Origin of the sequence: uncultured Virgibacillus sp. (assembly GCF_947495635.1) — a bacterium.
Taxonomy (GTDB): domain Bacteria; phylum Bacillota; class Bacilli; order Bacillales; family Amphibacillaceae; genus Virgibacillus; species Virgibacillus salarius.
In genome coordinates this window covers 1-2,436 of record NZ_CANMAB010000186.1, presented here as the reverse complement: position 1 = coordinate 2,436, position 2,436 = coordinate 1, and the positions used below count along the sequence as shown (strand labels likewise).

Here is a 2,436-nt window from a genome sequence, read left to right as displayed (position 1 = left end):
TTTGTACCCTAAAAACTAAATAAGAGATCATTCAACGACAACCAAAAGAAGTTAGTTAAGTCCTCGATCGATTAGTATCCGTCAGCTCCACGTGTCACCACGCTTCCACCTCGAACCTATCAACCTCATCATCTCTGAGGGATCTTACTCACTTGAAGTGATGGGAAGTCTCATCTTGAGGGGGGCTTCATGCTTAGATGCTTTCAGCACTTATCCCTGCCACACGTAGCTACCCAGCTATGCTCCTGGCGGAACAACTGGTACACCAGCGGTGTGTCCATCCCGGTCCTCTCGTACTAAGGACAGCTCCTCTCAAACTTCCAACGCCCACGACGGATAGGGACCGAACTGTCTCACGACGTTCTGAACCCAGCTCGCGTACCGCTTTAATGGGCGAACAGCCCAACCCTTGGGACCGACTACAGCCCCAGGATGCGATGAGCCGACATCGAGGTGCCAAACCTCCCCGTCGATGTGAACTCTTGGGGGAGATAAGCCTGTTATCCCCGGGGTAGCTTTTATCCGTTGAGCGATGGCCCTTCCATGCGGAACCACCGGATCACTAAGCCCGACTTTCGTCCCTGCTCGACTTGTAGGTCTCGCAGTCAAGCTCCCTTCTGCCTTTACACTCTGCGAATGATTTCCAACCATTCTGAGGGAACCTTTGGGCGCCTCCGTTACCTTTTGGGAGGCGACCGCCCCAGTCAAACTGCCCGCCTGACACTGTCTCCGAACCGGATCACGGTCCTGGGTTAGAAGGTTCGTACAGCCAGGGTGGTATCCCACGGATGCCTCCACGTAAGCTAGCGCTCACGCTTCGATGGCTCCCACCTATCCTGTACAAGCTGTACCAACATTCAATATCAGGCTACAGTAAAGCTCCACGGGGTCTTTCCGTCCTGTCGCGGGTAATGTGCATCTTCACACATAGTATAATTTCACCGGGTCTCTCGTTGAGACAGTGCCCAAGTCGTTGCACCTTTCGTGCGGGTCGGAACTTACCCGACAAGGAATTTCGCTACCTTAGGACCGTTATAGTTACGGCCGCCGTTTACTGGGGCTTCGGTTCTACGCTTCGCACAAAAGTGCTAACGCTTCCCCTTAACCTTCCAGCACCGGGCAGGTGTCAGCCCCTATACTTCGCCTTTCGGCTTCGCAGAGACCTGTGTTTTTGCTAAACAGTCGCTTGGGCCTATTCACTGCGGCTCCTCGGCAGAGGAGCACCCCTTCTCCCGAAGTTACGGGGTCATTTTGCCGAGTTCCTTAACGAGAGTTCTCCCGCTCACCTTAGGATTCTCTCCTCGCCTACCTGTGTCGGTTTGCGGTACGGGCACCTATGAACTCACTAGAGGCTTTTCTTGGCAGTGTGAAATCAGGAACTTCGGTACTCTATTTCCCTCCCCGTTACAGCTTGAAATCGTCGAACGGATTTGCCTATTCGACTTCCTCACTGCTTGGGCGCACACATCCATCGGTGCGCTTTCCTTATCCTTCTGCGTCCCCCCATCGTTCAAACGCTCATGAGGTGGTACAGGAATATCTACCTGTTGTCCATCGCCTACGCCTTTCGGCCTCGGCTTAGGTCCCGACTAACCCTGAGAGGACGAGCCTTCCTCAGGAAACCTTAGGCATTCGGTGAAAGAGATTCTCACTCTTTTTTCGCTACTCATACCGGCATTCTCACTTCTAAGCGCTCCACCAGTCCTCACGGTCTGACTTCACAGCACTTAGAACGCTCTCCTACCATTGTTCGTAAGAACAATCCGCAGCTTCGGTGATACGTTTAGCCCCGGTACATTTTCGGCGCAGAGTCACTCGACCAGTGAGCTATTACGCACTCTTTAAATGGTGGCTGCTTCTAAGCCAACATCCTGGTTGTCTAAGCAACTCCACATCCTTTTCCACTTAACGTATACTTTGGGACCTTAGCTGGCGGTCTGGGCTGTTTCCCTTTCGACTATGAACCTTATCACCCATAGTCTGACTCCCAAGGCAAAGTAGCTGGCATTCGGAGTTTGACTGAATTCGGTAACCCGGTGAGGGCCCCTAGTCCAATCAGTGCTCTACCTCCAGTACTCGTTCCTTGAGGCTAGCCCTAAAGCTATTTCGGAGAGAACCAGCTATCTCCGTGTTCGATTGGCATTTCACCCCTACCCACACCTCATCCCCGCATTTTTCAACATACGTGGGTTCGGGCCTCCAGTCAGTGTTACCTGACCTTCACCCTGGACATGGGTAGATCACACGGTTTCGGGTCTACGACCGCATACTATGTCGCCCTATTCAGACTCGCTTTCGCTGCGGCTCCGTGTCTTCCACTTAACCTTGCATACGATCGTAACTCGCCGGTCCATTCTACAAAAGGTACGCCGTCACCCATTAACGGGCTTCGACTACTTGTAGGCACACGGTTTCAGGTTCTCTTTCACTCCCCTC

At 52.9% G+C, this 2,436-nt stretch carries 1 rRNA gene; it reads right to left on the bottom strand.

Annotation, left to right across the window (positions count from 1 at the left end):
* Positions 1–51 precede the first annotated feature (51 nt).
* Positions 52–2,436 (bottom strand): 23S ribosomal RNA (locus Q1A47_RS20335); the annotation flags it as partial.